Here is a 21,881-nt window from a genome sequence, read left to right as displayed (position 1 = left end):
CCTACCTGACCGGCATGGTCACTTCGTAGACGCGGGTGGCGGCCTTGCGGGCGCCGGTGAAGCCGTTGGCCCACAGGGATTCCACCTGCGACGCCTCGGTGGCGTTCGGGTTGGCGTTGGTGCAGGACGGGCCGGGGCCACCGCCGGACATCAGTTCCGAGCAGGGGCCTTCGTAGTGGTCCGGCAGGCCCAGCGCGTGGCCCGTTTCGTGGGCCGCGATGCGGGTCTGGTTGTACTGCTGGGCCTGGGTGTAGTCGATGAAGATCGTGCCGCTGCCGTGGCCGTCGGTCTGGGCGTAGGACCCCTGCGGGTCGTTGCCCTCGGTGTAGTGCAGCGACGCGCCCGAGGAGCTTTCCTGGAGCTTGACGTTCGACACCGCCGCGTTCCAGTTGGCCGCGCCCGCGTTGATCACGTCGCGGAAGCTGGGGGCGTCCGAGGTGTCGTAGTAGACGATCGTGGCCGCTTCCGGGGCCGCGAAGGCCGGGCCGGCCGTCAGCGGGGTCGCGATCATCGCCAGGGCGACAGCGCCGGTGGACAGCAGGTACTTCCTGGACATCGGGACGACTCCTTGCCGTGGGGAATTTACCGGGTCTGCGCGCGCTGGGTTTCGAACTTACGGAATCGCCCGGCGTTTGTGACCCGACTTTCGTACCGGCTTGGGGCCGTTCGGCTCAGCCGACCGGATCGGCCAGTGGGATGTCGTCCTCGCCGAGCCAGGAGCCGCGCCACGCCAGATCGGCCGTGACCAGCGGTTTTCCGCAGCTGTCGCACTTCGCGCCCGGCCGGGTGGGCTGCCCGCAGCGGGTGTGGACCAGCGTCGTCGGCCCGGCTTCCGAGGTGGTGTGGGTGTGCCCCCACGTGCCGAGGGCGTGCAGCACCGGCAGCGCGTCCGAGCCGGCCTGCGTCAGGCGGTACTCGTGGCGGGTGCGGCCGCCGTCGCGGTAGGGGAGCTTCGTCAGCAGGCCGCGGTCGACGAGCTTGGCCAGCCGGGTCGTCAGCACGTTGTCGGCGATGCCGAGCTGGGCGCGGAAGTCCTCGAACCGGGTGGTGCCCGCGGTGGCGTTGCGCAGGATCAGCAGCGTCCACGGCTCGCCGAGGACGTCGGCGGCGCGGGCGATCGGGCAGGCGGCGTCCGCCCAGGTGATGCGACGGCTCATCGTGTGATCCCTTCGACCTGACTTGCTTGGAGCAAGTTTACGCCGTACTGTCGTCCGTAGCTAGCTTGCAACGAGCAAGCCAGGTGCGAGAGGAGTTCGCCATGGACATCACGGGTGCGGTCGCGCTGGTCACCGGAGCCAACCGGGGTCTGGGCCGGAAGTTCGCCGCGGAACTGGTCGAGCGCGGCGCGGCCAAGGTCTACGCCGCCGCGCGGAATCCGGAGTCGATCGACCTGCCGGGGGTCGTCCCGCTGCGGCTGGACGTGACCGACCCGGAGTCGATCCGCGAGGCGACCGCCGTCGCGGGCGACGTCACGCTGCTGGTGAACAACGCCGGCTCGTCGACCGGGGCGTCACTGCTCGGCGGGTCCATCGAGGACATCCGGCTGGAGATGGACACGCACTACTTCGGCACGCTGGCCGTGACCCGCGCGTTCGCGCCGGTTCTCGAGCGCAACGGCGGCGGCGCGGTGCTCAACGTCCTGTCGGTGCTTTCCTGGTTCACCGCCCCGCGGGTCGCGGCGTACTCCGCGGCGAAGGCGGCGGCCTGGTCGCTGACCAACGCGCTGCGCCTGGAACTCGCGCCGCAGAAGACGCAGGTGACCGCGCTGCACGTGGGGTACATGGACACCGACATGGCCAAGGACGTCCAGGGGCCGAAGATCGACCCGGCGCTGGTCGCGGGGCTGGCGCTGGACGGCGTCGAACAGGGCCGCTTCGAGGTGCTCGCCGACGACCTCAGCCGGAACGTGCGGGCCGGGCTCGCCGGTGATCTCGCCGGGCTCTACCCGGCGCTCGTTTCCTGAAGGCGTTTTCCGACCCCCGGAATACGGGGGTGCCCGCCGCGGGCGTATGAATAGCCGGGTGGCGGAACGCGTCGAAGCGGGAATGGGTCGGACGAGAAACCGCTGGGGCGAAGGTGAACGGTTGCGCGGCGAGATCCTGGCCGCGGCCGGCCGGCTGCTCGCCGAGCTCGGCGGCGAGGACGGGCTGACGATCCGCGGCGTCGCCCGGGCCGTCGGCATCGCCCCGGCGAGCATCTACCAGCATTTCTCCGATCGTGCGGAATTGGTCCGCGGACTGCTCGACCACGAATACGCGCGGCTGGCCGAATCGATGCGCGCGGCGGAGGAGTCACTCGGGGAAACCGACGTCGTGGGGCGGATCAGGGCGCAGATTCACGCCTACTGCACCTTCGCGATGCAGAATCCGGGGCATTACCGGCTGATGCTCGCGAACGGCGCGTCCGATGTGACGCCCGGCGCTCGCCCGGAAGGTCTGCTCCTGGACGTGATCGACCGGCTCACCGCGGGGTTCGAGCGCTGCGTCGAGGCGGGCCACCAGCTGCGCGTGACGCCGGGGCGCGCGGCGGCGGTGGTGTTCGTCGGCGCGCACGGGCGGGTGGCCTTGTTCCACAGCGCGCTGAACCGGACCGGCGCGGAGCTGGTCGAGCCGTTCGTCGACGAACTCGTGTCGCTGGTGTTCGCCTGATCGGACGGTGGCGGGGTCGCGGGAAGATGCTTAGCATAGCTATGTAAATTTCCGGCAGCTCCGGGAGGTATCCGGTGGACGGCGTGCCCGCGTTTCCGATGACCCGGCGGTGTCCCTTCGACCCGCCCGCCGAACTCGGCGAGCTGCCCCCGGTGTCCCGGGTGCGCCTGTGGAACGGCAGCACACCGTGGCTGGTGACGCGCTACGGCGACGTCCGCGCCCTGCTGCGGGATCCGCGGGTCAGCGCCGACTCCGACCACCCCGGCTACCCGCACCAGAGCGCGGCGTCGGCGGCCCGGCGGCACCGCGCGAAGTCGTTCATCACCATGGACGGCGCCGAGCACGCGGCCCAGCGCAAGCTGCTGACCGGCGACTTCCTGGTCAAGAAGATGGAGGCGCTGCGCCCGGCGATCCAGCGCATCGTCGACGACCTGGTCGACGGGCTGCTGGTCGGCCCGAAGCCGGTCGACCTGGTGCCGGCGTTCGCCCTGCCGGTCCCGTCGCTGGTGATCTGCGAGCTGCTCGGCGTCCCGTACGAGGACCGCGAGCTGTTCCAGGACATCACGAAGGTGATGGTGTCCCGGACGGCGACACCGGACGAGGCGGTCCGGGCGACCGAAGAGCTGCTGGCCTACCTCGGCGGGCTGGTCGAGCGGAAGGTCGCCGACCCGGGCGACGACGTGCTGAGCAAGCTGGCGGTCACGCAGTACGCGACCGGGAAGCTGACGGCCGAAGAGGTCGCCTCGATGGGGCAGCTGCTGCTGGTGGCCGGCCACGAGACGACGGCGAACATGATCGCCCTCGGCACGGTGGCGTTGCTGGCGCACCCCGCGCAGCTGGAACTGATGCGCACGGGCGGCGCGGACGTGCTGCGCCGCGCGGTCGAGGAGTTGTTGCGCTACCTGAACATCACGCACACCGGCCGCCGCCGCGTGGCCACGGCGGACATCGAGATCGGCGGCGAGACGATCCGCGCGGGTGAGGGCATCATCGCGGCGGGCGACGCGGCCAACCGCGACGCGGCGGCCTTCGACGACCCCGACCGCCTCGACGTTACGCGGGAGGCCCGCCACCACGTGGCGTTCGGGTACGGCGTGCACCAGTGTCTCGGCCAGACGCTGGCCCGCGTGGAACTGCAGGTGGTGTACGGGACGCTGTACCGCCGCCTTCCCGGCCTGCGGCTCGCCGTGCCGGCCGGGGAACTGGCGTTCAAGGACGACATGCTGGTGTACGGGGTGCACAGCCTGCCGGTCACGTGGTGACGGCCGCCTCGCCGAAGACCATCCGGTGGCTCCCGCCCGGAGAGGCGCGACGGACCGCCGAGGGCGACGGCGGTGGCGTTCCCCGGCGGTGCCGGCCATTCGGCGTCCTCGGTGAAGATCACACCGGCTGCCGGGCCGCGTCCAGGTTCTCCGTCAGCCACGCCCGGACGAACCGCTGCCGGTCCGCGTTCGTGTCCTGCCGCGGCACCATCTCCACCAGCATGATCAAGCCCAGGTACACCCGGTACAACGTCAGCCGGCGGCGGGCCGCGGCGTCGAAGAGCGCCGGGCCGTAGCCCGCCAGCAGGGGTTCGTCCAGGTCGTGGACCAGCGTCAGCGAGACGAACTCCGCCACCGGGTCGCCCCAGAACGCGCGCTCCGCGTCGATGATGCCCGACACCCGGCCGTCCTGCACCAGGATGTTGCCCTGCCACAGGTCGAAGTGGACCAGGACCGGCGTGGTGACCGGCGCCAGCAGCGGCTCGTGGCGGCGCACCAGGTGCGCGATCTCCGCCGCCGGGCGGGGCAGGCGCACGCCGTAGCGGACGGCGTCGGCCAGGACGGCGTCCACCATGGCCGTGAACGCCGAAAACCACGTCGGGTGCAACGGGTCCTGGAGGTAGCCGAACCCGTCGCCGGTCGTCTCGTGCAGGCCGGCCACGATCTTGCCCAGCTCCGTGCGCAGGTGCGGGCCGGCGCCGGGCGTGCGGTTCCACGGCTCGCCCGGCACCTCCGTCATCAGCAGGAACGCCGGTCCTTCGCCCACCACCGACGGCAGCGGCCCGGACGCCAGGCGGTAGAACGCCGCTTCTGTCGCCAGCAGGTCGTGTTCGTACGTCAAGCCGGGGCCGGCCGGGGCGATCTTGAGCACCAGCCGCCGTCCGTCCGCCAGCCGCAGCCGGACCGCCCGGTTGTACGTCCCGCCGCCGATGTCCTCGGCCGACACCACCGCCGCCGGGTCGATGCCCGAGGCCGTCAGTTCCCCGTCCACCCGGCCGAGTCTCCCAGCTTTTCCGCCGCGTCGGCCAGGTCCTCCGGGGTCGGGGCGTCGTCCTGGGTCAGCTTGCGGCGCCAGTAGCCGGTGAACTCGATGGCGCTCTTGGGCAGGCCGCGCTCGACGAGGTGCCGCCGCAACGCGCGGACCGTCGACGCCTCCCCGGCCAGCCACGCCGCTTCCGGCACCGCCGTCCCGCGCACGGCCGCCAGGAGACGGCTGCCGTGCTCGGCGCCGTCCCGGTGCAGCCACTGCACCCCGGGCAGCGGCTGCTCCTCCGCCGCGTCCGCGACCTCGATGAACACCACCGCCTTGTCCACTTCGGACAGGATGGAAGCGATGGCGGGGATCGCCGTCTCGTCGCCCGCGCAGAGCAGAGTGTCCGCTGTGGACAGTGGGCGGCGGTAGGCCGGGTCCGGGCCGTACCGGCCGAGGACGTCACCCACCGCCGCCCGGGCGGCCCACGCCGTGGCCGGGCCCGCGGGACCCGCGTGCAGCACGAAGTCCACGTCGATCCTGTCGCCGTCCCGGGAGCGCACGGTGTAGCTGCGCATCACCGGGCGTTCCGCCGAGGGGATCGCGAGGTACGCCTGGTACCAGCGCATGGCGTCGTCGTCCGAGGGCAGCCGGACCGGGTGGCCCGGCGGCGGGAACAACAGCTTGAGCTGCTGGTCCGGCCACGGCTCCAGTCCGGCCAAGCCGTCGCCGGTGAAGGTGACGCGTACGACCCGCGGGGTCACCCGCCGCACCGCCGTCACTTCGAGCAGTCCGGTCGGGTTCACGGTTTCTCCAGGTATTCGCGCAGGTGCCGGGCCGTCAACGTCGAGGCGTCCGCGACCAGCGCGGCCGGGGTGCCCTCGAAGACGACCCGGCCACCGTCGTGGCCGGCGCCCGGGCCCAGGTCGATCAGCCAGTCGGCGTGGGCCATCACGGCCTGGTGGTGCTCGATCACGATCACCGTGTTGCCCGCGTCGACGATCCGGTCGAGCAACGCCAGCAGCTGGTCGACGTCGGCCAGGTGCAGCCCGGTCGTCGGCTCGTCGAGGATGTACGTCGACCCGCGTTCGGCCATCCGGATCGCCAGCTTGAGCCGCTGCCGCTCACCGCCGGACAGCGTCGTCAGCGGCTGGCCAAGGGTCAGGTAGCCGAGGCCGACGTCGGCGAGGCGGTCGAGGACCGTCCGCGCGGTGCCGCCGGTGAAGAACTCCCGGGCCTCGGCGACGGACATCGCCAGCACCTCGCTGATGTTCTTGCCGCGCAGCTCGTAGGTCAGCACCTTCGGTGTGAACCGCCGGCCTTCGCACTCCTCGCAGACCGACGCGACCCCGGCCATCATCGCCAGGTCGGTGTAGATCACGCCGAGGCCCTTGCACTTCGGGCACGCGCCTTCGGAGTTGGCGCTGAACAGGCCCGGCTTGACGCCGTTGGCCTTGGCGAACGCCGCCCGGATCGGGTCGAGCAGGCCGGTGTAGGTCGCCGGGTTGGACCGCCGGGACCCGCGGATGGCCGACTGGTCGACCACCACGACGTCGTCGCGGTGGGCCAGCGAGCCGTGGATCAGCGACGACTTCCCGGACCCGGCCACCCCGGTGACCACGGTCAGCACGCCGAGCGGCACGTCCACACTGACGTCCCGCAGGTTGTGCAGGCGGGCGCCGGTGATCGAGACGTGCCCGGTCGCCGTGCGCACCTTCGGGCGGAGAGTCACCCGGTGGTCGAGGTGGCGGCCGGTGAGCGTGCCGGACGCGCGCAGGCCGTCGAGGTCACCGGTGTAGCAGAGCCGCCCGCCGGCGGCGCCCGCGCCGGGGCCGAGGTCGACGACGTGGTCGGCGATCCGGATGGTCTCCGGCTTGTGCTCGACGACCAGGATCGTGTTCCCTTTGTCCCGCAGGCACAACAGCAGGTTGTTCATCCGCTCGATGTCGTGCGGGTGCAGCCCGACGGTCGGCTCGTCGAAGACGTAGGTGACGTCGGTGAGGCTGGACCCGAGGTGCCGCACCATCTTCACGCGCTGGGCTTCGCCCCCCGAGAGCGTCGCGGATTCGCGGTCGAGGGAGAGGTAGCCGAGGCCGATCTCGACGAGCGAGTCGAGGGTGTCGCGCAGGTTGCCCAGCAGCGGCCGGATCGACGGCGCGTCGAGGTTCCGGACGAACTCGGCGAGGTCGCTGATCTGCAGGGCGGCGCAGTCGGCGATGTTCCGGCCGTCGATCTTCGCCGACAGCGCGGCCTGGTTCAGCCGGGCGCCGCCGCACTCGCCGCAGGTGGCGAAGGTGGCGGCCTTCTCGATGAACGCGCGCAGCTTCGGCTGCAGCGACTCGACGTCCTTGTGCAGGTAGAGCCGCCGGACCTTCACCGCGAGACCCTCGTAGGTGACGTTGGTCTTGCCGACCTTCACCTTGCAGGAATCCTTGTGCAGCAGGGCGTCGAGCTGCTCCGGCGTGAAGTCGCGGAGCTTCGCGTCGGGGTCGTAGAAGCCGGAGGAGAGGTACGTCTGCACGTACCAGGTGTCCGGCGTGAACCCCGGCACCTGGATCGCGCCTTCGTTGAGGGAGCGGTCGAAGTCGAGCAGCGCGTTCACGTCGAGGTCCGAAACCCGGCCGAGGCCCTCGCAGGCCGGGCACATGCCCTCGGGCAGGTTGAAGCTGAACGCGCCGGACGTGCCGACGTACGGGTCGCCGAGCCGCGAGAAGGCGATCCGCAGCATGGCGTAGGCGTCGGTCGCGGTGCCGACCGTGGAGCGCGAGTTGGCGCCCATCCGCTCCTGGTCGACGACGATGGCCGCGCTCAGGTTCTCCAGCAGGTCGACGTCCGGGCGCGCCAGGCTCGGCATGAACGACTGGAGGAAGGCGCTGTAGGTCTCGTTGATCATCCGCTGCGACTCGGCCGCGATGGTGCCGAAGACCAGCGACGACTTGCCGGAGCCGGAGACACCCGTGAACACCGTCAGCCGGCGCTTCGGGATGTCCAGGTCGATGCCGGTCAGGTTGTTCTCCCGGGCGCCCCGGACCTGGATCACGTCGTGGGTGTCGGCGGCCCGCCTGGGTGAGGTCATACCGTCCTTCTTTGATACTTTAGGCCGTATAGTGATATCGATCGTACATTACTTTAGGGTGTAAGGAGTCGGCAAGGTGGTCGTCTTCGCGGGTCAGGGCGACGCCCGGCGGTCCATGGAACTGCTCTGGGGGCCGCGGGTGGCGGCACCACGGACGGGCCCGGGACCCAAACCGGGCCTGTCCGTCGAGGCGATCGTCGCGGCGGCGATCGAGATCGCGGACACCGAAGGCATGGCGGCGCTGTCCATGCGGTCGGTCGGCGAGCGCCTCGGCCGGACGGCGATGGCGCTCTACACGTACGTGCCGGGCAAGACCGAACTCGTCGACCTCATGTACGACCGGACCCTCGGTGAGTTGCCTTCCTCGTACCCGGAACCGGACTGGCGGGCGGCCGCGTTGTCGTTGGCCGGCGCGCTGTGGGACCTGCACCTGCGGCACCCGTGGCTGCTGCAGGTGTCGCCGGCCCGGCCGGTGCTCGGGCCGGGCGAGTTCCACGTGCAGGAGACGCTGCTGGCCGTGCTGGCCGCGACCGGCCTGCCGCTGTCCCGGGTCCGCTGGGTGGTGGCGGCGCTGTTCAACATCGTGCGCGGCTCGGTCCAGGCGGCGGCGGAATCCCGGCAGGCCGCGACCGAGACGGGACTGTCCGAAGAGGACTGGTGGCACGCCCGCTCGGCGTTGCTCGGCGAGCTGGCGCCGGACCTGACCGCCCGCTTCCCGACGGTGGCCCGCCTCGGCGAGGAAGGTGCGTTCGAGCCGTCCGACGAGCCCTACCTGGAGCGGGAAGCGCGGCTGTCGTTCGAAGCGGGGCTGGAGCTGCTGCTGGACGGCGTCGAGGCGGCGATCGTCAAGGCTTCCGGGCCTCGATGAGGAACCGGGTCGTGTGGGCGGCGAACGGGCCGTCGCGCTCGATCAGCTCGTGCAGCTCCCGCAGCTCGTCCCGGTACTGCGCCACCGTGAACCCGGGAACCATCCAGATCACCTTGCGCAGGAAGTAGACCACCGCGCCGATGTCGGAGAACTCGGTGCGCAGCGACTCCGAGCGCAGGTCCGTCACTTCGAGCCCCGCCCCGGTGGCTGCTTCGACGGCGTGGTCCGGGTGGCGGCTCGCCCGTGCCTCGGGCGGCTGCGGCCCGAGGAAGAACTCGACCAGCTCGAACACGCTCGCCGGGCCGACCTGCTGGGAAAGGTACGTTCCGCCGGGACGCAGGACGCGGGCGATCTCACGCCAGTCCGTCGTCACCGGGTGACGGCTGCTGACGAGGTCGAACACGCTGTCGCGGAAGGGAAAGCCCGCGGTGGCCACGATGCCGACCCCGCGCGGCCGGAGCCGGGCCGCCGCCTTCGCGAGGTTCGGCGGCCACGACTCGGTCGCGACCGTCAGCGGCGGCAGCGACGGGCAGCCGTCGAGGACCTCGCCGCCGCCGGTTTCCAGGTCGAGCGCCGCCTGCACGCCGCTCAGGCGTGAGCCCAGCAGCCGCTGGTAGCCCCACGACGGCCGCGCTTCGGTGGCGCGGCCGTCCAGCCACGAGAAGTCCCAGCCGTCCACGGACACCGCGTCGGCCTCCGCCACCAGCGCGTCGAACTTCGATTTCCGCACCGGCGGCGGGGGCACCGGCTTGGCCAGCGTCACCGCGGAGAAGGCGACGACCACCGGCCCGCGCCGGGTCTCGATCGTGCAGGAGACGTCGTCGCGGGCCACCAGGTCGCCGAGCGCGTCGGTGAGGCCGCCCTCGACGCGGTGGCGCACCACGACCCGCGTGCCGAGCGGCAGCTCCCGCAGCAGCTTCACAGACGTGCGCTCAGCTCGTCGTCCGACGGCTCGACCAGGAACGAACCGTCCTCGAACACGATCGTCGGGATCCGGCGGGCGCCGTCCTGCAGCTCGCGGACCCGCTGCTCGGCGGCCGCGTCCGCTTCGACGTCCACATAGGAGTATTCGACGCCTTCGCGGTCGAGCAGCGCGCGGCTGCGCTTCACGTCCGGGCACCAGCTCGCGCCGTACACCGTCAGCTTCACGAAACTACCTCCGTAACCGGGGTTCCCACCGGGGCGTGCCCCAACTCTGCCAGCCAGCCGCGGAACACCCGGTGCAGGGCCTCCGCCCCGACGACCTCGCCCGGGACCGCGAACTCGCGCGGGTGCACGACGAACCCGCGCTGCTGCGGCCCGCCCAGCCCGCCGTGCGAGCCCACGTGCGTCTCGAACGGCGACGCCTGGTCGGTTTCCGGGTCGTAGCGGCTGTTGATCATCACGTCCGCGCAGTGCGGGAAGGTGTCGACCCGCCGGATCAGGTCCGCGGCGTGCGGGCCGTACGGGACCAGCGGGTCCTCGCCGATGACGACGCCGGTCGCGAGCCGGTGCAGGCCGTCGCGGCCCAGTACCACCGGACCGAACTCGCGGCTGCGCACCAGCAGGAACCCGACGCCCGGGTGGTCCACCAGCGACGGCAGCAGGTCGGGGTGCTCGCGCTCGATCGTCTCCAGCTCGACCCGGTCTTCGTGCTCGGTGAACGACACCATCGCGACGTGCCCCGACACGACCACCACCACGCCGGGTGCCACGCGGGTGACCGCGCCGGGCGAACCGGACGCCGTGCGCGGCCGGTCTTCGGCGCACTCGGCGTCGTCCACCCGGGCCCGCAGCCGGCGCGCGATCAGGCCGCCGCTCGTCGTCGCCTCCGCCAGGGCCGCGTTGATCTGCCAGCTCTCGGCCTGGCGGCGCTTGCCGGCCGACGGCGACGGCCTGCCGCCGCACAGGCGTCCGACGTACGCCTCGATCGTCTCGCCGAACCGCTGCGAGAACGCCTGGCCCTGGGTCTGGCCGTGGTCCGACAGCGCGACGACGTGGTAGCGGCGCGGCGCCAGCCGGCTCGCCCGGTGCAGCCGCGCGATCTGCTGGTCGATCGAGCGCAGCACCGACAACGTGTCGAACCGCTCGATGCCGGAGTGGTGCGCGACCTCGTCGTAGCCGAGGAAGTCCGCGTACACGACCGGGCGCCCGGCCAGCATGTCGCCGAGGATCGCGGACACGACGACGTCCCGCGCGATCACCGTGGTGCCCGGCCGGGCCAGCGGGTACCAGCCGCCGCGCGGGACCCGCGGCACGACGCCGGCGCGGCGCTGGCGCACGGACGCGGTGATCTCGCGGAACACGTCGACGAGGGCGACGACGAACGTGCGCAGCGCGTTGACCGGGTTCGCGAAGTAGGCGTAGTAGCCCGCGCCGAGCCGGTCGCGGCGCCGGCGCAGCAGCTTCTTCGGCACCAGCACCGGGATCGAGCTCATCGTGAGGCTGACGTGGTCGGCGTCGCCGGAGAAGAGGTTGCCGCGGCTCGCACCGCCGCCGGAGAGCAGGCCGTGCCCGTCGGAGTGCCGCCGCTCGATCTCCGCCGCATCGGTCGGATGCGCGCAGGCCATCACGTGGTCGCGGTCCTTCTCGTACCAGCGGAACCCGAGGATGTCGTGGTTGGAGCCGTGCAGGATGCCGCAGACGCTCGCGCCGGTCTGCGAGCTCCAGTCGGTGTGCCAGCGGGTCAGCGTGTGGCTGCCCTCGGCGAGCCACGCGGCGAACGTCGGCATGTCGCCGTCGCGGATCGCGCGGCGGACGGTGTCGAAGCCGAGGCCGTCGATCTGCAGGAACAGCACGCCGGGTGGGTGATCCGCGGCATCGGCGGCCGGGGTGTGGCGACGGCGGCGGCGCGCGGCCCGGCGGAAGAAGATCTCGTCCTCGTCGACGGCGAGCAGGCTGGAGATGAGCGCGCCGACCGCGGCCATGCCGAGCGTGACGATCACCGCCGTCCGGAAGCCGGCGATTTCCACGCCGGGCACCGTGCGGAACACGGCCAGGGTGCCGGCACCGATCAGCAGGAACCCGAAGAGGCCGAAGGTGAAGAACGCCAGCGGGTAGGCGATCCGCATGACCAGCGGCCAGCCGACGGCGGCGAGCAGGCCGAGCAGCAGCGCGCACACCGTCGGCTGCCACCAGTGCGTCATCCGGAAGCCGGGCAGGAGCACGTCGAGCAGGCGCAGGGCGCCGGTCACCGCGATCCACACCAGCAGCGCCCGGGCGACGGCCCGGCCGCCGCGCAGCAGCCGGCCCTTCGGCGCGGTCGTCGTCACACCCGCTCCCTGGTACTGCGCCGCCACCGGGCGATCACGTTCGCCAGGACGGTGACCAGCAGCACCAGCACCGTCGCCAGCAGCGTCGCGACGACCGGCGAGTCGAAGATGCCGCCGCTGACGATGCCGAGCACGGCGTACGCGCAGGCCCAGAGCACACACGCACCGAGCGCGGCCGGCAGCAGGCGCCGCCACGGGTAGCCCAGCGCGGCCGCCGCGAGCAGCACCGGGATCCGGCCGGCCGGGACGAGCCTGCCGATCACGACGAGCTGCCAGCCGCGCCGGGCGAACTGGTCGCGGGCCTTCTCGAGCCGTTCGGCGGGCTGGCGGCGGCTGATCCAGCGGAACGCGGCTTCGCTGCCCAGGCGCGGGATCCCGAACGTCACGACGTCACCCAGGTAGGCACCGAGCGTGGCGAGGACGATCACGAGCGGCAGGGACAGGTGGTCGGTCGTCGTCGCGACGGCGGCCGCGGCGCCGACGACCGCGCCGGTGGGCACGATCGGGATGATCGAGCCGAGCAGCACGCCGCCGAAAACCGCTGGGTACCCGACGGCGGCCGGGTCCGTCCAGTTCACGCGCGGTCCGTTTGCGCGGGGAGCACGACGTCGGCGCCGGCCTCGGTGAAGAGCACCTCGGTCTCGCCTCGGGCTTCGGCGGCGAACACGCGCGGCGGGTCGGCGAGCAGGCGTCGCATCCGGGCGGTGCGGCTGAGCCCGGGGAGGGCGAGGGTGCCCCAGTGGACCGGGACGGCCGCGCGGGCCCGGACCAGCTTGGCGGCCTGGGCGGCGCGGGCCGGATCGAGGTGCCCGGGGCCGAGGTTCGGCCCCCAGCCCCAGACCGGCAGCAGGGCGACGTCGACCGGGCCGAAGGCGGCCATGCCGTCGAAGAGGTCGGTGTCGCCGGCGCTGTAGACCTTCTTGCCGTCGCCTTCGAGGAGGTGCCCGAGGGCGGGGCTCTGCGGGCCGTGGGTCAGGCGCGGCCCCCACCGGTGTCCGGAGTGGACGGCTTCGGTGGCGGTGACGGTGAGGCCGCCGTCGGTGAGGGTTTCACCGGGCGCGATCTCCTCGACGTGCGTGAAGCCCTTCTTGGCGAGCCAGGAACCCGCCCCGCGCGGGACGACGATCCGCGTGCCCTTGCCGAGCAGGGCGAGCGACGGCAGGTGCAGGTGGTCGCCGTGCAGGTGCGAGAGCAGGACGAGGTCGACGCCGGCGTAACTCGCGGGCGGCGGTGGGGGAACGACCCGGACGAGCCCGCCGACGCGCGCGGTGAGCACCGGATCGGTCAGCACGACCCGGCCACCGAGCTCCAGGCGGACGGTCGAATGGCCGAGGAAACGCAGGGTGAAGCCGCTCACGCCCCGAGTATCACCTCCGCCGGAGCCGAACGCCCGGCGGAGTGGCCAGGGCAACGCCGTTCAGCGACCCCGGAGGGTCGGCTCGCGTGTCCGGAGGGTCGGTTCACGTACCTGGAGGGTCGGTTGGCGTACTCAGGGGGTCGGAAGCAGGGCCGAGATGCGCAGCGAGGAGGTGCCGATGCCGGTGGGGCCGCCGAAGGCCGGGGCCGGGATCGCTGCCGGGTGGTAGGCCAGCTCCGGTTCCGTGTAGCGGCCCGAGTTCTCGTGCCAGTGCAGCGTTCCCGCCATCCAGTCGCGCAGCTCCTGGACGAACCCGAGCAGTGCCTCCTCGGTGGCCTCGTCGCGGTAGAGGGCCGGCAGCTCGGTGGCCACCGCGTGCTCGAACTCCGCCGCGCGGGCGTGGACCAGGTCCGTCACCACCTCGAAGGCGCGCTCCTCCGTGCAGTTCAGGAAGTTCCGCACCACCAGCACCGCGTTGTGCAGTTCGCCCTCGTACTGGATCTCCTTGCGGTAGGAGTACAGGTCGTTGATCAGGCTGGTCACGTCCGTGGCCGCGTTCTCGACCGTCTGCACCGGCCGGGTCCGGTGCAGCGCCGGCGGCAGTGCGTGGCCGCGGGTGAGGCTCAGCGTGAGGTCCGCGCCGGACGTGCGGCGCCGCATCCCGACGTAGTCGATCGGGTCCGGGATGCGGTTCTGGGCCTGGTTCGCCAGTTCCCAGAGCCAGCTCGACGTCATCGTCTCGACCGCCCGGCGCACGGCGGGCCTGCGCTCGGCCGCGGTCCGCGGCCAGAGGTCGGCCAGGCCGGCTTCCAGCGGGGTCGCCGGCGCCGGCATCGGCGCGCCCGCCGCCGGCATGAACGCGGGCAGGCGGAAGGTGGCCGCCTTCGCGCCCGCGAGGTCGCGGGTCGCGCCGAACACCAGCGGGTAGTAGTCGTCGGCGTAGCTGCGCCAGGTCAGCCAGTCGCTCGTGACGTCGAGGGTGTCGGCCGTCGCGTCCGGGTGGGTGCCCGCCGCGCACAGCGGCAGGTCGGCGGCGCGCAGCTTCCGCTCGTCCCACACCACGCCGTCGAGCAGGCCCGTGCGCCGCGCCCAGTCGACGTTCCGGACGCGGGCCTCGGGAAGGTGCGGGCTGAGCCGCAGCGGCACCGGCAGTTCGACCGACGGCCGCGGCACGCCGGCCGCGGAAAACGGCGTGGCTTGGTAGGCCCGCAGCCGTTGCGGTGCGGTCGCGAGCACCGACGCGAAGATCCGCGCCGCCGAGGTGCCGAAGCCCGGCCGGCCGGTCACGGCGCCGTCGTTCATGTACCGGCTGGACCGCAGGTGCCATTCGTGGCCGCCGGCCTGCCAGTCCTGCAGGCCCTTGACGTAGGCGAAGGTCGCCGCGCGCTCGGCCGCGTCGACGCAGTGCTCGTCGAACAGCGCGGGCACCTCGGTGAGCGCGGTGTGCTCGAACTGGTGCAGCCGCGAGGTGATCAGGTCGTTGACCGCGTCGGCCGCCTGCTGGGTGCTCAGCCCGAGGAACTTCTCGAACACCAGCACGCCGTTGGACAGCTCGCCCTCGTCCTGCACCTCGCGCTGGTAGGAGAACAGGTCGTTGCGGAGGTGGACGCTGTCGGCGAAGCAGTCGCGCAGGACCTCCATCGGCCGGGACGCGGCGATCGCGTCCGGCACCTCGGCGTGCACCGAGTGCTCCACGAGGTTCGCCGACCACGGCGCGCCGCCGACCTTCCGCCGCATCTCGACGTACTCGATCGGGTTGGCGAGCCGGCCTTCGTTGATGTTGGCCAGTTCCCACAGCGATTCGTCCAGCAGCGCCTTCGTGCTTTCGGCGAACCGGCGGCGCCAGCCGGCCGTCCGGTGCGGGACCGTCCGGCGCCACAGGTCGGCGAGGCCGTGCTCGACCGGGTTCTCCGGCGTCGCGGTGATTTCGCCTTCGGTGGGCATGAACAGCTCGAGCCGGTCGAGGTAGCCGCGCGCGCTTTCGATGTCGCCGGTGCGCTTGTAGAGCTCGAGGAAGTGGTCGTCGAAGTAGAACACCCAGACGTACCAGTCGGTGATCAGGTCGAGCTCGCCGGCGCCGGCGTCCGGGTGGGTGTACGCGCAGAGCAGCGCGTAGTCGTGGGAGTCGAGGTCGTGCTCGGTCCAGATCACCGTGCCGTGCTGCGGCACGTCGATCATGTCCAGCTCGCGCGCCCACGCCTTGCTGTGCGCGCGGGCCCGATCCAGGTGCGGGTTCAGGCGCGCCGGGTAGGGGAGGTAGAACTCGGGGAGGACGAACGGCTGCTCGGGCACACCGCGAGGCAACCAGCCGCCCGCGGTGTCCGCCAAGGGAAACAGCCGCGAAGCACACGAACGGGACGGGCGCTTCCCCCGGCCGGCCCAGCGGCGGGCCGGGCCCGATCGGCACGCGGTGGCGGGCCGTCGCACGATGGGGGTGTCCCCGAACGAGGAGAACCGATGGCCGACGAAAACCGGGTGGTCGACAACCCGGACGAAGACCGCTACGAGCTGTGGGCCGGCGAGAAGCTGGCCGGGATCGCGCAGTACAGCCGGCGCGGCGACCTCACGGTGTTCACCCACACCGAGATCGACGACGCGTTCGCCGGGCAGGGCCTGGGCAAGGTCCTGGCGGCCGGCGCGCTCGACGACGTCGTCGCCCGGGGCGGCACGATCGTGCCGGTCTGCCCGTTCATCGCCGGGTACCTCCGGAAGCACCCGGGCTTCGAGGACCACGTCCGCCGGCCCCGGGAGTAGGCCGAAAGCGGCGCCGGGTTACGCCGTTCGGGGTGATCTGAGAGGTATGTCCGGTTCCCTTGGTTATTAACCAACCTTCGTCGGTGGTGCGTTGGTTGCCTGGCAACGAAAGTGTCGGCACAGGCTTCAACGGCAACCCTGGAGGAAGTTGATGACTCCCCGGAAGACCGCCCTCAAGACCCTCGCCGTCTTGTCGGCCGCCGCGCTGACCAGCGGTGTTTGTGCCTCGGCGGCCACCGCGTCCCCACTGGCCCTCGCCGAACTGCAGGCCCACGCGATCACCAGTGCCACCCAGGTGGCGAACGCGCTCGGCGCCGGTTCCGGCGGCGTTTACCTCGAAAACGGCAAGGCCGTGGTGAACGTCGTCGACGACGCCGCGCTGCAGCAGGTGCAGGCCGCCGGCCTCACCGCGAAGAAGGTCAAGCACACCTTCGCCGCGCTCACCGGCGTCAAGAACCAGCTGGACGCGGTGAAGAACGTGCCGCAGACCGCGTGGGGCATCGACACCAGGACCAACCAGGTCGTGGTGAAGGTCTACGACGCGGCCAGCAAGGAGACCACGGACAAGGTGACCGCGGCCGCCGCGAAGTACGGCGACAGCGTCCGCGTCGAGCACCGCACCGGCAAGCTGTCGCTGTACATCGCCGACGGCGACGCGATCCAGAACAGCCAGGGCCGCTGCTCGCTCGGCTTCAACGTGACGCGCGGCGGTTCGCCGTTCCTGCTCACCGCGGGCCACTGCACCAACCTCGGCGGCACCTGGTCCGGCGGTGACGTCTCCGGCGCCCAGGTCGTCGAGAGCGACTGCCCCGGCGCCGACTCCGGCCTGCTGACCCGCCCGAACGGCAGTGGTCCCGGCGAGATCAACACCGGCCAGCCGATCACCAGCGCGGCCGCGCCGACCGTCGGCGAGCAGATGCAGAAGCAGGGTTCGACCACCGGCGGCGGAAGCGGTGAGGTCACCTCGGTCGACGAGTCGGTCAACTTCGACGTCGGCGTGCTCAACCACGAGTTCGGCACCACCGCGCACACCGACCACGGCGACTCCGGCGGCCCGGCCTACGACGGCTCCACCGGCCTCGGCACGCTGTCCGGCGGCGACACCGTGACCAGCTACTTCTACCCGCTCACCCTCGAACTGCAGGCGTACGGCCTCGAGCTCGCCTGATCCGCACGCGAAGGCCCGTTCACCGCCGTCGGGGGAGGTGAGCGGGCCTTCGCGCGTCACGCCTCGAGCCGCCGCGCGCGGTAGACGGCGTCGGTGTGGTGGCCCTCGCCGCGCGTCTCGCACGTCTCGACCAGCCACTGCCACGCGTCACCGAGGTAGCCGGTGATCTCCTCCGGCTCGAAGTACAGCTCCTCCGGCGGCTTCTGCCCGTCGAACTCGCGCATGGCCTTCGGCGAGTGCCCGACGACCAGCAGCGAACCGCCGGGCCGGATCGCCGCCGCGGCCGCGGTGAACACCTCGCGGCGCAGGTCCGGCGGCAGGTGCATGTACTGCGCCGAGACCAGGTCGTACTGCGCTTCCGGCCGCCACTCGAGGATGTTGCGGTGCAGCCAGTTCACCGTCACGCCCGCCTCGGCGCCGGCTTCGGCCGCGCGGGCCAGCGCGGTGGTCGAGATGTCGACGCCGTCGACCGTCCAGCCCTGCTTCGCGAGCCAGATCGCGTCGCCGCCTTCGCCGCTGCCGAGGTCGAGGGCGTGCCCGGGTTTCAGCCCTTCGACCTCGGTGCGCAGGTTGGCGTTGACGTTGCCGCTCCAGATCCGGTGCTCGTCACGCTGGTACATCGCTTCCCAGAAGTCCTGCTTGAGCATGGCGTCGACGGTCATCGGGTGGTCGTGGGGCATGGTTCCTCCTCGGGGACGTCCTCCGAGCATGCGGACGACGTCCCCGGGAAGGCAAACCACGTTGCCGGAACGGCAACTAGGCCGTGCCGTACACCTGCATTTCGTACAGTGAGTAACCGTACGACGTGCCGCGCGTAACGCCGTTCATCCGGACGTACCGGCCGGAGCCGGTCAGGCCGGTGAGGTCGTCCGTGCCGCCGTTGCCGGTGGTGGTGCTGTAGATCGTCGTCCAGGTGCTGCCGTCGGCGGACGTCTGGATGCTGTACGCCTTGCCGTACGCGGCTTCCCAGGTCAGCTTGACGTGCGAGACGGCCTTCGTGGCGCCGAGGTCGACGCGCAGCCACTCCGCGTTGCTGCCCTCCTTGGACGCCCAGCGCGTGCTCGTCAGGTTGCCGTCGAAGGCCGCGCCCGCCGGGTACGTCGACGACTCGGTCGACGACGCCGTCGCGGTTTTGCCCTGCGAGAGCAGGGTTTCCGAGCCACCGCCGCCCGTCACGGTGACGCCGAGCGAGGCCGTCGCCGTGCCGCCGGTGATGGTGATCGCTGCCGAGCCGGGGGACGCGGTGGCCGCGGCGGCGACGGTCGCGGTCGACGTGCCGCCGGCCGGGACCGACGCGGGGGAGAAGGACACCGTGACCCCGGCCGGGGCGCCGCTCGCGGAGAGCGTGACGGCGTCCGTCGAGGTCACCGTGGCCGTCGCCGACGCACCCGGCGCGACCGAAACCGCCGACGGCGTCACGCTGAGGCCGCTCGGGGTGCCCGCCGCGGTGAACGTCCAGCGGGCCTGCGTCCCGGAGCAGCTGCCCGCGGTGAGCGTGGTGCCCGACGCGCGGAAGCACTTCTTGCTCGTCTGGATGTCGGAAATGGTGCCGTCGGGGTTGATCGACCACTGCTGGGCCGGGCCGCCGGTGCAGGTCTGCAGCACGATCGAGCTGCCGGAGATGCCGGCGCACTTGTCGTTGATCACCAGGAACGCGCCGTGGAAGGTGAACCGCTGGTCGGCGCCGTCGGCGCAGGCGGCCACCTTCAGCGTGGTGCCGCTGCCCGGGGCGGCCAGGCAGGTGCCGGTGGAGGTGTTGCGGTACTGGCCGACGGTGGTGTTCGGCTTGGCGCCGCCCCAGCACTCACCGGTGCTGGTATTGAAGATCGGGGTGGCGTCGTAGGGCTCGTCGGAGGGCGGGTCGACGACGACCGGCTCCATGACCGGCGTGTTGTCGGGGTTGTAGTGCGTGAGCGCGTCTTCGCAGTCGATCGCGTCGAAGGCGCTGCCGCCCTTGCCGCCGAGCCAGAGGTCGATGTGCCGCAGGCCGGGGCCGCCGTTCGGGCCCTTGCTGTTCCAGTCGTCGGAACACTCGTCGCAGCCGTCCTCCATGATGAAGTACTTCTTCACCCGCGGCACCCAGACCTTGGTGCCCGGCTTGAGCTCGTCGCTGCTGGTGGCGAAGGTGACCGGGTCGGCGTAGCTGCCCTTGCCGCCGGCCGTGCTGTGGATCTGCGGGTAGGAGATGTCCCCGCCGGGCGGGGTGTTGTCCCACCAGCCGTAGAAGGTGAGGAAGGTCGGTTGCGTGGTGGCCGCGCTCGCCGGGCCGGCGCCGGTCAGCGCCGCGGTGAACGCGAGGAACAGGGTCACGACGAGCACGAACGCGCGCCGGGTCATGCTGCCTCCGGAAGGGGTGGGGCGGACGATGACTGCGGCGTGGCTCCAGGTTCGCCGGGCGGCGGGCCGCCGTCAAGAGTTATTCGTAAAGTTTCCTAACAAACCGGCCCGGTGTCCCGCTGCGCGGGAAATCGCCGCCGGTAAGCGCTTTCCTCCGCCAGGATGGCGGCATGAGCGAACAGCGGGAAATCGTGGTGACCGGCGGCGGCACGGGCATCGGCCTGGCGATCGCCGCCCGGTTCACGGCGGCGGGCGAGCGGGTCACCGTCACCGGCCGCCGCAAGGACGTCCTCGAAGCGGCGGCGGAGGGGATCGGCGCGCGGGCGGTGGCCTTCGACGCGAGCGACCCGGCGGCCGTGCAGGAAGCGCTGGCCGAGCTGCCCGAGCGGGTGGACGTCCTGGTCAACAACGCCGGCGGCAACACCGACCGGGTCCGGCCGGCACCCGCGCCCGGCGACCTGGCCGCCCTCGCCGACGCGTGGCGCGCGAACTTCGACGCCAACGTCGTCTCCGCCGTGCTCGTCACCGCGGCGCTGAAGCCGCGCTTCGCGGAGAACGTGCGTGTCGTGACGCTCGGCTCCATCGCGGCGAAGCAGGGCTCGGGCTCGTACGGCGCGGCCAAGGCGGCCATCGAGGCGTGGAACACCGACCTCGCGCGCCAGCTGGGGCCGGCCGGGGGCACGGCCAACGTCGTGGCGCCCGGCGTCGTCCTCGACACCGAGTTCTTCCACGGCACGCTGACCGAGGAATGGCTGAACTCCCGGATCTCCGTGGCGTTCAACCGGCGCGCCGGCCGCCCGGAGGAGGTCGCGGACGCGGTCCGGTTCCTCGCCGAGCCGGGCGCCGGGCACATCACCGGCCAGGTCGTGCCGGTGAACGGCGGCGCGTACGGCGCCCGCTAGGCCATCCGGGTCGAAGGGGCGGCGGAGAACCGCGGTCGTCTCCAAGGTGGAAGTGTCCAGACCACCGGAAGAGAGAGTGTGATCCGCCGTGACGGCAGCACCCGCAACCCCGGCCCTCCCGACGACCCGACCGGCCGGCTGCCCGTTCGACCCGCCCGAGGACTACGCCACCCGCCGGGAAACCGCGCCGACGTCGAAGGTGCGGTGCCCGGCGGGCATGGACGCGCACCTGGTGACGCGCTACGCCGACGTCCGCGCGGTGCTCGCCGACCGCACGATGAGCTCGCGCGGCGCGTCGTCGGTGCACGTGAACCCGGACGCCGACATCGAAGAGGAGGTCAGCCCCGGCTCGATCATCCAGCTCGACGGCGCCGCCCATTCGCGCCTGCGGAAGAAGGTGATGGCCGAGTTCACGGTGCGGCGCGTCGAGGCGCTGCGCGAGTACGTCCAGGAGCTGGTCGAGAGCCACCTCGACGCGATGCTCGCGAAGCCGGGCCGGGCGGACCTGGTGGCGGACTTCGCGCTGCCGATCCCGTCGCTGGTGATCTGCGAGCTGCTCGGCGTCCCGTACGCCGAGCGTTCCCGCTTCCAGACGCAGAGCACGACGCTGGTCAGCACCGATGCCACGCGCGAGGAGAAGCAGCGGGCCTACGACGAGCTGTCCGGGTACCTGGCGGAGTTGTTCACGGAGAAACAGCGGAATCCGCAGTCCGATCTGTTCAGCAGGCTGATTTCGGCCGGGGCCGGCGACCCGCTGACGATGGAGGAGCTGGTCGTGCTCGGCCTCAGCCTGCTGGTGGCCGGCCACGAGACGACGGCGAACATGATCGCGTTGGGCACCCTGGTGCTGCTGGACCACCCCGGGGAGCGGGCCGCCGTGCTCGCGGCGCCGGAGCGGGCGGTCGAGGAGCTGCTGCGGTACCTGTCGGTGGTGCAGTTCGGGGTGCTGCGGTACGCGACCGCGGACGTCCGGGTCGGCACGCAGGACGTGCGCGCGGGGGAGTGGCTCGTGGCGGCGCTGAATTCGGCGAATCGCGACGCGGCGGTGTTCCCGGGCGCGGACGAGCTCGACTTCGCCCGCGAGTCGCCGCGGACGCACGTCGCGTTCGGGTTCGGCGCGCACCAGTGCATCGGGCAGCAGCTGGCGCGCGTGGAGCTGCAGGAGGCGCTGACGCGGTTGTTCCGGCGGGTGCCCGGCCTGCGGCTGGCGGTGCCGCGGGAGACGGTGGTGTACAAGCACAACACGTTGGTGTACGGCGTCCGGGAGCTGCCGGTGGCCTGGGATTAG

General features: G+C 72.0%; 21 protein-coding genes. 8 read left to right on the top strand and 13 right to left on the bottom strand.

From position 1 onward, the window contains the following. Position 1: 1 nt before the first annotated feature. Both ABZW17_RS38200 and ABZW17_RS38195 read right to left on the bottom strand, forming a co-directional pair. Positions 2 to 556: a snapalysin family zinc-dependent metalloprotease gene (locus ABZW17_RS38200; RefSeq protein WP_354825164.1), complete on the bottom strand. Its 555-nt coding sequence runs from the start codon at positions 554 to 556 to the stop codon at positions 2 to 4. A 115-nt stretch (positions 557 to 671) separates the two neighbouring features. Then, the gene (locus ABZW17_RS38195; protein ID WP_354825161.1) at positions 672 to 1,157 is read right to left on the bottom strand and encodes a helix-turn-helix domain-containing protein; all 486 of its coding nucleotides are present in this window, start codon (positions 1,155 to 1,157) and stop codon (positions 672 to 674) included. 101 nt (positions 1,158 to 1,258) lie between these two features. On the opposite strand from ABZW17_RS38195, the gene ABZW17_RS38190 reads away from it, so the two are divergent. The 3 genes from ABZW17_RS38190 (at position 1,259) to ABZW17_RS38180 (ending at position 3,910) form a co-directional block, all read left to right on the top strand. Further along, positions 1,259 to 1,963, top strand: a complete 705-nt coding sequence (locus tag ABZW17_RS38190) for an SDR family oxidoreductase (protein WP_354825158.1) — start codon at positions 1,259 to 1,261, stop codon at positions 1,961 to 1,963. 121 nt (positions 1,964 to 2,084) lie between these two features. Then, on the top strand, positions 2,085 to 2,648 hold the full coding sequence (locus ABZW17_RS38185) for a TetR/AcrR family transcriptional regulator (RefSeq protein ID WP_354825156.1): 564 nt from the start codon (positions 2,085 to 2,087) through the stop codon (positions 2,646 to 2,648). Between the two features lie 98 nt (positions 2,649 to 2,746). Then, positions 2,747 to 3,910 (top strand): cytochrome P450, encoded by a 1,164-nt coding sequence (locus ABZW17_RS38180; protein WP_354825225.1) that lies wholly within the window; start codon positions 2,747 to 2,749, stop codon positions 3,908 to 3,910. A 118-nt stretch (positions 3,911 to 4,028) separates the two neighbouring features. Here ABZW17_RS38180 and ABZW17_RS38175 read toward each other — a convergent pair whose 3' ends face one another. From ABZW17_RS38175 to ABZW17_RS38165, 3 genes are read right to left on the bottom strand one after another with little or no spacing between them, the layout of a single operon-like run. Further along, entirely contained in the window at positions 4,029 to 4,901 is an 873-nt protein-coding gene (locus ABZW17_RS38175) for an aminoglycoside phosphotransferase family protein (protein ID WP_354825153.1), read from the bottom strand. Continuing rightward, positions 4,886 to 5,686 carry a siderophore-interacting protein gene (locus ABZW17_RS38170; RefSeq protein ID WP_354825150.1) on the bottom strand — a complete coding sequence of 267 codons (801 nt, stop codon included), beginning with the start codon at positions 5,684 to 5,686 and terminating at the stop codon, positions 4,886 to 4,888. The genes ABZW17_RS38175 and ABZW17_RS38170 overlap by 16 nt, the downstream gene beginning before the upstream one ends. Beyond that, positions 5,683 to 7,956, bottom strand: a complete 2,274-nt coding sequence (locus ABZW17_RS38165) for an excinuclease ABC subunit UvrA (RefSeq protein WP_354825147.1) — start codon at positions 7,954 to 7,956, stop codon at positions 5,683 to 5,685. Before ABZW17_RS38165 ends, ABZW17_RS38170 begins: the two co-directional genes overlap by 4 nt. Positions 7,957 to 8,032: 76 nt before the next feature. Here ABZW17_RS38165 and ABZW17_RS38160 point away from each other — a divergent pair, with 76 nt between their 5' ends. Then, positions 8,033 to 8,824, top strand: coding sequence for a TetR/AcrR family transcriptional regulator C-terminal domain-containing protein (locus tag ABZW17_RS38160; protein ID WP_354825144.1), 792 nt, complete (start codon positions 8,033 to 8,035; stop codon positions 8,822 to 8,824). Here ABZW17_RS38160 and ABZW17_RS38155 read toward each other — a convergent pair. The 6 genes from ABZW17_RS38155 to ABZW17_RS38130 form a co-directional block, all read right to left on the bottom strand. Further along, positions 8,802 to 9,554 (bottom strand): methyltransferase domain-containing protein, encoded by a 753-nt coding sequence (locus tag ABZW17_RS38155; RefSeq protein WP_354825222.1) that lies wholly within the window; start codon positions 9,552 to 9,554, stop codon positions 8,802 to 8,804. The two genes, ABZW17_RS38160 and ABZW17_RS38155, sit on opposite strands and share 23 nt — an antisense overlap. Positions 9,555 to 9,742: 188 nt before the next feature. Next, the gene (locus ABZW17_RS38150; protein WP_354825140.1) at positions 9,743 to 9,973 is read right to left on the bottom strand and encodes a glutaredoxin domain-containing protein; all 231 of its coding nucleotides are present in this window, start codon (positions 9,971 to 9,973) and stop codon (positions 9,743 to 9,745) included. Further along, positions 9,970 to 12,075 carry a phage holin family protein gene (locus ABZW17_RS38145; RefSeq protein ID WP_354825138.1) on the bottom strand — a complete coding sequence of 702 codons (2,106 nt, stop codon included), beginning with the start codon at positions 12,073 to 12,075 and terminating at the stop codon, positions 9,970 to 9,972. The genes ABZW17_RS38150 and ABZW17_RS38145 overlap by 4 nt, the downstream gene beginning before the upstream one ends. After that, entirely contained in the window at positions 12,072 to 12,653 is a 582-nt protein-coding gene (locus tag ABZW17_RS38140) for a VTT domain-containing protein (RefSeq protein WP_354825135.1), read from the bottom strand. Before ABZW17_RS38140 ends, ABZW17_RS38145 begins: the two co-directional genes overlap by 4 nt. Continuing rightward, positions 12,650 to 13,432 carry an MBL fold metallo-hydrolase gene (locus tag ABZW17_RS38135; protein ID WP_354825132.1) on the bottom strand — a complete coding sequence of 261 codons (783 nt, stop codon included), beginning with the start codon at positions 13,430 to 13,432 and terminating at the stop codon, positions 12,650 to 12,652. The genes ABZW17_RS38140 and ABZW17_RS38135 overlap by 4 nt, the downstream gene beginning before the upstream one ends. A gap of 132 nt (positions 13,433 to 13,564) precedes the next feature. Continuing rightward, positions 13,565 to 15,724 carry a germacradienol/geosmin synthase gene (locus ABZW17_RS38130; protein WP_354825130.1) on the bottom strand — a complete coding sequence of 720 codons (2,160 nt, stop codon included), beginning with the start codon at positions 15,722 to 15,724 and terminating at the stop codon, positions 13,565 to 13,567. Between the two features lie 165 nt (positions 15,725 to 15,889). Here ABZW17_RS38130 and ABZW17_RS38125 point away from each other — a divergent pair, with 165 nt between their 5' ends. Together ABZW17_RS38125 and ABZW17_RS38120 are read left to right on the top strand one after the other, a co-directional pair. Next, the gene (locus ABZW17_RS38125; protein ID WP_354825127.1) at positions 15,890 to 16,186 is read left to right on the top strand and encodes a GNAT family N-acetyltransferase; all 297 of its coding nucleotides are present in this window, start codon (positions 15,890 to 15,892) and stop codon (positions 16,184 to 16,186) included. 151 nt (positions 16,187 to 16,337) lie between these two features. Beyond that, complete coding sequence (locus ABZW17_RS38120) at positions 16,338 to 17,354, top strand: S1 family peptidase (protein WP_354825124.1); 1,017 nt, start codon at positions 16,338 to 16,340, stop codon at positions 17,352 to 17,354. A gap of 56 nt (positions 17,355 to 17,410) precedes the next feature. On the opposite strand, the gene ABZW17_RS38115 is transcribed toward ABZW17_RS38120, so the two are convergent. Both ABZW17_RS38115 and ABZW17_RS38110 read right to left on the bottom strand, forming a co-directional pair. Then, a complete protein-coding gene (locus tag ABZW17_RS38115; protein ID WP_354825121.1) occupies positions 17,411 to 18,034 on the bottom strand; it encodes a class I SAM-dependent methyltransferase in 624 nt (207 codons plus the stop codon). 76 nt (positions 18,035 to 18,110) lie between these two features. Next, complete coding sequence (locus ABZW17_RS38110) at positions 18,111 to 19,691, bottom strand: discoidin domain-containing protein (protein WP_354825119.1); 1,581 nt, start codon at positions 19,689 to 19,691, stop codon at positions 18,111 to 18,113. Between the two features lie 170 nt (positions 19,692 to 19,861). On the opposite strand from ABZW17_RS38110, the gene ABZW17_RS38105 reads away from it, so the two are divergent. Continuing rightward, positions 19,862 to 20,593, top strand: coding sequence for an SDR family oxidoreductase (locus ABZW17_RS38105; protein ID WP_354825116.1), 732 nt, complete (start codon positions 19,862 to 19,864; stop codon positions 20,591 to 20,593). An 88-nt stretch (positions 20,594 to 20,681) separates the two neighbouring features. After that, positions 20,682 to 21,881, top strand: a complete 1,200-nt coding sequence (locus ABZW17_RS38100; RefSeq protein ID WP_354825114.1) for a cytochrome P450 — start codon at positions 20,682 to 20,684, stop codon at positions 21,879 to 21,881.

It is taken from the genome of Amycolatopsis sp. NPDC004625 (assembly GCF_040609695.1).
In the GTDB taxonomy this organism is placed as follows: domain Bacteria; phylum Actinomycetota; class Actinomycetes; order Mycobacteriales; family Pseudonocardiaceae; genus Amycolatopsis.
Note: the sequence above shows the minus strand (reverse complement) of the source record. Positions and strands in the feature narration are given on the sequence as shown.

Bases quoted from the DNA above. Each gene is read 5' to 3' on its own strand.
- ABZW17_RS38180 (WP_354825225.1), top strand. From the start codon at position 2,747: ATGACCCGGCGGTGTCCCTTCGACCCGCCCGCCGAACTCGGCGAGCTG.
- ABZW17_RS38115 (WP_354825121.1), bottom strand. From the start codon at position 18,034: ATGCCCCACGACCACCCGATGACCGTCGACGCCATGCTCAAGCAGGAC.
- ABZW17_RS38125 (WP_354825127.1), top strand. From the start codon at position 15,890: ATGGCCGACGAAAACCGGGTGGTCGACAACCCGGACGAAGACCGCTAC.
- ABZW17_RS38105 (WP_354825116.1), top strand. From the start codon at position 19,862: ATGAGCGAACAGCGGGAAATCGTGGTGACCGGCGGCGGCACGGGCATC.
- ABZW17_RS38200 (WP_354825164.1), bottom strand. From the start codon at position 556: ATGTCCAGGAAGTACCTGCTGTCCACCGGCGCTGTCGCCCTGGCGATG.
- ABZW17_RS38165 (WP_354825147.1), bottom strand. From the start codon at position 7,956: ATGACCTCACCCAGGCGGGCCGCCGACACCCACGACGTGATCCAGGTC.
- ABZW17_RS38110 (WP_354825119.1), bottom strand. From the start codon at position 19,691: ATGACCCGGCGCGCGTTCGTGCTCGTCGTGACCCTGTTCCTCGCGTTC.
- ABZW17_RS38190 (WP_354825158.1), top strand. From the start codon at position 1,259: ATGGACATCACGGGTGCGGTCGCGCTGGTCACCGGAGCCAACCGGGGT.
- ABZW17_RS38120 (WP_354825124.1), top strand. From the start codon at position 16,338: ATGACTCCCCGGAAGACCGCCCTCAAGACCCTCGCCGTCTTGTCGGCC.
- ABZW17_RS38195 (WP_354825161.1), bottom strand. From the start codon at position 1,157: ATGAGCCGTCGCATCACCTGGGCGGACGCCGCCTGCCCGATCGCCCGC.